This window comes from Clostridium sp. ATCC BAA-442 (assembly GCF_964239415.1).
Lineage (GTDB): Bacteria > Bacillota > Clostridia > Oscillospirales > Oscillospiraceae > Flavonifractor > Flavonifractor plautii.
Map to the genome: position 1 here is coordinate 1 of NZ_CAXSQB010000057.1, position 6,854 is coordinate 6,854.

The following is a 6,854-nucleotide window of genomic DNA, read 5'->3' on the forward strand; positions in this document are numbered from 1 at the left end:
CGCCCCACCCCCACCCGGTACGGGGGTAGCGGAAAATCGGGGGTGCCTTTCCAGGGAGGGTATAGGGGTATCACCGCTTTCACTAAACGCCTCCAAAGCATTACACAGGGGATTCGCCAAGCGGTAAGGCATGAGGGTTTGGCCCTCATATCGCAGGTTCGATTCCTGCATCCCCTGCCACCGGCGTGAGCCGGACTTTTCCCGCATCCTCCTTTTCTACCGCCCGGCACCGAGGCGGGTAATATCGGGCCCCTACGCTGCACGGCTGAAAACCACCCCATAAACTGGGCGGAGGGTCGCGCCCTCCATGCGGCAAATGACTGTGGAGAGACACTATACTGGCGAATCGGGGTCGCGTATCTTGCCAGTGAAATCACCAGCGGCCTGCCAGTAGCCATAGCTGGCCGACTCCGGGTATAATGGCAGCCTTTGAGAGTCAAAAACGCGCTATCCCGCTGAAAACTGCCCTGCGAGTGGCTAATCATGATGTCGCCGCCGAGACCAGGGTGTGTCAATCTAAGCGAGACGGCGCAAATATGCCATCTTAGCTCAACTGGTAGAGCAACCGTCTTGTAATCGGTAGGTTGGAGGTTCGATTCCTCCCGGTGGCTCCAGAGATGCCCGGTGTATGCCGGACAAAGCATCATCTTGTGGTGGTGCTTTATATGCCGAGTGCAGCAGCAGAAGCGAAAGCGGCGGCCATGGACAACGCCGTGGACGTGTGGCGGCTCAATACCGCCTCTCGGCTCCAAACGCAGATGGAAAGCAAAAGAGGCACTGCGCGATTAAATTAAATGCCAATGGGCGGCTGGACAACCTACTGTCCGCCATATGCCGCTCCTCGCCGCATGAGGCGGGCGGTGGCACCAACAGCGTGCCGGAGTATGCCAGGGGTGAGTGACCGCCCAGAGAAACGATTTAGATACTCGGCAGTGGCACCGGGCGTTGTACCATTGAGCGGTGGCGGAATAGACACTAATTGTGGTAAAACTGGTGCGATTACCAGCAATAGTAGACGCCGACAGTGAAGAAGAGTAACCGTCTGTGAAGAACAAAGCAACAGCGGCGAAGTCGTGGGCGTAGAGCTTTGGTGAGGCCCATATGTGAGGTGCAAATCCTCACCCGCTCAAATTTGCCGCCCCGCAGTTGCAGGAGACGGGGGCGGGGGTACTACAAAACAGGGGGTGGGGATGTTTTCATGGCAGACCCGAAAATTTCAAAACAGAGAGCTGTGGTTCAGGGCGGATGGGTATTGTGTCCGGTGACCTGGGCCAAGATTGGGGCGCTGGAGAAGGGGGCCCACGGGAGCGGGGTAGCTCCCTACTGCCCCAAGTGCAAGGCATCCCATCCGGTGATATTGAAGGAGCCCTAGAGGCCAACTACCGAGGAAAACTCGGCGGTTGGCCTCTTTTCGTTTGTCTGGAGGTAGGTTGTGGCAAGGCGGAAACCGAATCAGCCCACGGGGGAAATCAAGCTGGAGCTGGGGGAGCTGTATCCCAAGCAGTGGCAGTTCATAGAGAGCAAGACCCGGTACACGGCCTATGGCGGCGCGCGGGGCGGCGGCAAGACCCACGTGCTGATCCGGGCCTGCATCCGGGGAGCCTTGCAGTATCCGGGCATCAAGATTCTGATTCTGCGGCGCACCTACCCGGAGCTGGAGCAAACCATCATCCAGCCCATGAATAAGCTGATTAACTCCGCTACGATGGACGGGCGGCCCTGCGGCGACCTGATTGCCACCTACAACGGCACCATGCGAATGCTGTTCTTTGCCAACGGTTCCACCGTGAAGTTCGGCCACTTGCAGAGCGCAGCGGCTATCACGGAGTACCAGGGTCAGGAATACGACTGGATTTTCATGGACGAGGCCACCCACTTCACCGAGTATGAGTTCCGCACCATGGGCGCGACGCTCCGTGGCGTCAACGAGATTCCGAAGCACTTCTATTTGACCTGTAACCCCGGCGGCGTCGGGCATCAGTGGGTGAAGCGGCTGTTTGTCACACGAGAATATGAGGGCGTCGAGAGCGGACGGGATTACTCCTTCATCCCAGCCACGGTGGAGGACAACAAGGAGCTGCTGAAAGCGTCCCCGGAGTACATCCAGATGCTAGACACGCTTCCCGAGGACATCCGGGCGGCACACCGCTACGGCGACTGGGATGCCATGGCCGGACAGTATTTCAGCGAGTTCCGGCGGGAGCGGCACGTAGTGAAGCCATTTATTGTGCCGACGGAGTGGCCCCGCTACCGGGCGTTTGACTACGGACTTGATATGTTCGCCTGTTACTGGTTTGCCATTGACTTTGACGACCGGGTGTGGGTGTACCGGGAGTATTGCGAGAGCGGCCTGATTGTGTCCGAGGCAGCGGCGGCCATGCGTCGGCTGACCCCGCCGGAGGAGCAGATTCAGTTTACTGTTGCCCCGCCGGACATGTGGAGCACCCAGAAGGACACGGGGCGCACCATGGCCGAGATTTTCATGGAGAACGGCATCGGGATTGTCCGGGCCTCCAGCCAGCGGGTGCAGGGCTGGATGGTGGTGAAGGAGTTCCTGAAGGAGCGACCGGACGGACGCCCGGGGATGCTCTTCACCGAGGACTGCCCTCGGATGATCCGGGATTTGCCCGCCCTCCAGCACGACGAAAAGAACCCCTCGGACTGCGCCAAAGAGCCCCACGAGATTACCCACAGTCCCGACGCCCTGCGCTATGGGCTGATCTACCGGACGATGGGGGCACGGCTGGAGCCGGTGCGGCCGGAGCGGGACGATGTGGACTATGTGGAGGAGTACGACGACTACATGACCGGCGGAGAGGCCGCCGACGGATATCTGAGCTACGGAGGATAAGGACATGAACAAGCTGATTTCGCTTGCCCTGCACGTGGGGCGGCTGGAGGCCCGCCTGGAGGCTCTGGAGAAACGGCTGGAGCGGGAACCGCCCGCGCCGGAGGTGCACGTGGAGCTGGGACATGCGGCCACGGGGGCCGACCCGAAGGCGGAGGAGGACGCACGCCAGGCGGAGCGGCTGTTGCAGGAGGGCATTGACAATATCATGGGCTATCAGTGGCCGCCCCGGCGGGAGGGTGAGTGATGGCAAAGAAGGAAATCACCCCCGAGTCCGTGTGGAACGAGTACGAGACGGCCTGCAACTTCAAGGCCGGGCTCAATCTGTATGACAATGTGCGGGCCAACGAGAACTTTTACATCGGGAAGCAGTGGGAGGGAGTGCAGTCCAACGGCCTTCCTACCCCCGTGTTCAACTTCATCAAGCGGATCATCCTCTATGTGGTGGCCTCTACAGCCACGGACAATCTCAAAATGGCGGCGTCGCCTCTGTCCTCCTCCGGCATGGCGGCCCTGGGGGATCTGGAACAGCTGACGGATGTGGTCAACGCCCAGTTTGAGGCCCTGTTTGAGCAAAATAAGCTAGGGAAACAGACCCGCGAGTTCATGCGCAACGCCGCAGTAGACGGAGACGCCTGCATTTACGTTTGGTTTGACCCCGATGCGGAGACCGGGCAGACGGCGAAGGGCACCATCCGCACAGAAATTTTGGAAAATACCCGCGTGTCCTTCGGTAACCCCACAAACCGGGATGTGCAGAGCCAGCCCTATCTTCTGATCTCCCGCCGGGAGCTGCTGGACGAGGTAAAGGAGCAGGCCAGGGCGCAGGGCGGCGCGGCGGAGGACATCTTATCGGACTGCGACGAGACCGGCGACCGCTTTGACGCTATGACCGACGGAAAGGTGACCACCATCACCCGCTTCTGGAAAGATGGGGGAACCGTCCGCGCCATCAAGACCACCAAGGACGCGGTGGTGCGCAGCCAGTGGGACACGGGGATGCAGCTCTATCCCATTGTTTGGATGAATTGGGACTACGTGCAGAACTGTTATCACGGCCAGGCGGCGGTGACCGGGCTGATTCCAAACCAGATCTTCGTGAACAAGATGTTTGCCATGACGATGATCTCCCTCATGACCACCGCCTATCCGAAGATTGTATACGACAAGACCCGGATTGCCCGGTGGGACTCCGGGGTGGGGAAGGCCATCCCGGTCAACGGCGGAGACGTGACCAACGTGGCCCGTGCCATCGACCCGGCGGCCATCTCGCCCCAGGTGAGCCAGTTTATCGAGCTTGCCATCTCCCTCACCAAGGAGTTTATGGGGGCCACAGACGCGGCCCTGGGCGATACCAGGCCGGACAACACCTCCGCCATCATCGCCTTGCAGAAAGCCTCCTCGGTGCCCATGGAGCTAACCAAGCAGAATTTCTTCCAGTGCGTCGAGGATTTGGGGCGTATCTGGCTGGATCAGATGCGGGCCTACTATGGGGTTCGCTATGTGGACTTGAAACCAACCGAGGAAGAGAAGCAGGAGATGCTCTACCTGGGGCAGGTGCCGGACGACAAGCCGCGGCCCACGGAGTTTGACTTCTCCCTGCTCAACCAGGTGCCGTTGTCCATTAAGCTGGACGTGGGCGGCTCGGCCTACTGGAGTGAGATTGCGCAGATGCAGACCCTGGACAATCTCCTGATGAACGGCCAGATTAACGTGGTGGACTACCTGGAGCGGGTGCCCAACGGCTACATCTCCAACCAGCAGGAGCTGATTCAGACCCTGCGGGAGCGGATGGGGATGGTTCAGCCAGCCATGCAGGGGCAGACGGGAGCCGTACAGGCTGGGCAGGGTAACACAATCGACCTGGCGGCGGGTTCCGGCTACGGGAACCTACAGAGGGCCATCAATCAGACCGGCATGGAGGGAATGGACCTCTCCCAGATACGGGTATAGCGGCGGACCAGCCGTGACCAAATAAAAGCCGCCCAGACCAGGGCGGGAAGGAGCGAAGCAATATGGACGAGACCATGGAGACCGTGCAGGGCGACATTGAATCCGCCTGGAGCGCGGAGGACCCGGCGGGCGAAGCAGAGGGGACGGAGGCGGCGGCTGCGGCAGACCAGCCGAAGGGCGGCGAGGAAACCCCTCCTGCGGAACCAAAAGCGCCGGATGCGCCGGTAGCGCAGCCGGAGCTGTTTACCCTCAAGAACCGGGACGAGACCCGCCAGGTGACCCGTGACGAGCTGGTCGCCATGGCGCAGAAGGGGTGGGACTACGACCATGTGCGGCAGGAGCGAGACCAGCTCCGGCAGTACCGACAGGAAGCGGATCCCGCCCTGGAGCTGGTGAAATCCTACGCCCAGCGCAACGGTATGTCGGTTGGCGATTACCTGGACTATTGCAGAAAGCAGGAGCTCATCGCAACCGGCATGAACGAGCAGGACGCGGCAGCCAGGGTGAGCATGGAAAAGGAACGGGCCGACCTTGCGCGGCAGCGGGCCGAAATCCAGGCGTATCAAGACCAGCAAAACAGCGTTCTGAAGCATGCTCAGCAGCAGGCCCAGGCCCGGAAGCAGGACATTGAGGCGTTCTATCAGTCATACCCCGGCGTAGATCCCAAGAGCATTCCGCCCGAGGTGTGGGGCGCGGTGCGCGGAGGCGACACGCTCACAAATGCGTACACCCGCTGGGAGAACAAGCGCCTCCAGGCTGAGCTGGCCGCTGAGCGGCAGAACAAGGCCAACCGGGACAAGACCCCCGGCAGCCTGGGCGGGGACACCGCAGACGACAACGCCGGCCTCATCTCCAAATACTGGGACGAGGCAGATTAAGGAAAAGAGCCCAAGAGGCCGAACCGGAGACGGTGAGGCCCATCCCTCCGCCCGGTTCGGTGAGGGCGGAAAGGAAGTATTATGGCAATCAATTTAGCGGAAGCCTTCTCCAAGAAGGTAGCCGAGGCATTCAAGCAGGACTCTCTGACCGACAGCGCCACCGGCCACGACTACTCCTTCTCCGGCACCCGCACGGTGCGGGTGTGGAGCGTGGACACCGTGCCCCTGGTGGACTACCAGCGCACCGGTTCCAACCGGTACGGCACCCCCGTGGAGCTGGGTGATACCGTCCAGGAGATGACCATGCGGGACGAGAAGTCCTGGACGTTCACCATCGACAAGGGCAACCAGTCCGACCAGTACAACATCAAGGGAGCCACCCGCGCCGCCAAGCGGCAGATTGAGCAGCAGGTCATTCCCTATGTGGACAAGTACCGCTTCCGCGAGTGGTGCACCAATGCGGGTATTATTGAGGGCCTGTCTGCTGCGCCGACCAAGGGCGACATTGTGGACGCGATCTTCGACGCTGGCGCGGCCATGTCCGACCGGCTGGTTCCCTGGAGCAACCGCACCCTCTACATCCCCAACGAGTATTTCAAGCTGCTGGCCCTGTCTGACCAGTTCATCTCCATCGAGGCCCTGGGCAAGAAGTCCGTCAGCAAGGGCGAGGTGGGAGAGATTGACAATATGGTAGTCAAGCGGGTGCCCGCCTCCTATCTGCCCGCCGGGGTGTACTTCCTGGTGAAGTACAAGGGCTCCACGGTAGACCCGGTGAAGCTGAACGACATGAAGATCCACCAGGATCCGCCCGGCATCGGCGGCAATCTGCTGGAGGGGCGCATCTATCACGACTCCTTCGTGCTGGGTACCAAGGCCAACGGACTGTACGTGGCCGGAGCATCTGGCAGTGTGACGGCGGCTCCCACCATTAAGGACACCACCGGCACTGTGACCATCACCAAGAAGGGCACCTGCAAGTACACCGTGGACGGCACCGACCCCCGCTATTCCGCTACGGCGCAGGTGTATTCCAACACGTTCAGCGCGGAGAAGGGCGTTGTGGTCAAGGCCGTGGACGTGGAGACCGGCAAGTTCCCCTCCGCGGTGGCCAGCTACACCGTGGTAGGCGCCGGCGGTTAAGCAGAAAGGGCCCGGGGGGGGGGGGGGGGGGGGGC

General features: G+C 61.1%; 5 protein-coding genes and 2 tRNA genes. All 7 read left to right on the plus strand.

Features of this window, described 5'->3' with window-relative positions; genetic code table 11:
- The first annotated feature begins 106 nt into the window (after window positions 1-106).
- Window positions 107-180 (plus strand) — tRNA-Gln (locus ACESY8_RS17120).
- A gap of 358 nt (window positions 181-538) precedes the next feature.
- Window positions 539-614: transfer RNA gene (locus tag ACESY8_RS17125), tRNA-Thr, on the plus strand.
- 818 nt (window positions 615-1,432) lie between these two features.
- Window positions 1,433-2,851: a phage terminase large subunit gene (locus ACESY8_RS17130; RefSeq protein ID WP_196011515.1), complete on the plus strand. Its 1,419-nt coding sequence runs from the start codon at window positions 1,433-1,435 to the stop codon at window positions 2,849-2,851.
- A gap of 4 nt (window positions 2,852-2,855) precedes the next feature.
- Window positions 2,856-3,095, plus strand: coding sequence for a hypothetical protein (locus ACESY8_RS17135; RefSeq protein WP_196011517.1), 240 nt, complete (start codon window positions 2,856-2,858; stop codon window positions 3,093-3,095).
- Complete coding sequence (locus ACESY8_RS17140) at window positions 3,095-4,801, plus strand: portal protein (RefSeq protein ID WP_196011519.1); 1,707 nt, start codon at window positions 3,095-3,097, stop codon at window positions 4,799-4,801. Before ACESY8_RS17135 ends, ACESY8_RS17140 begins: the two co-directional genes overlap by 1 nt.
- 62 nt (window positions 4,802-4,863) lie before the next feature.
- On the plus strand, window positions 4,864-5,679 hold the full coding sequence (locus ACESY8_RS17145) for a hypothetical protein (RefSeq protein WP_196011521.1): 816 nt from the start codon (window positions 4,864-4,866) through the stop codon (window positions 5,677-5,679).
- Window positions 5,680-5,760: 81 nt separating this feature from the next.
- Complete coding sequence (locus ACESY8_RS17150) at window positions 5,761-6,819, plus strand: chitobiase/beta-hexosaminidase C-terminal domain-containing protein (protein ID WP_154024230.1); 1,059 nt, start codon at window positions 5,761-5,763, stop codon at window positions 6,817-6,819.
- Window positions 6,820-6,854 lie beyond the last annotated feature (35 nt).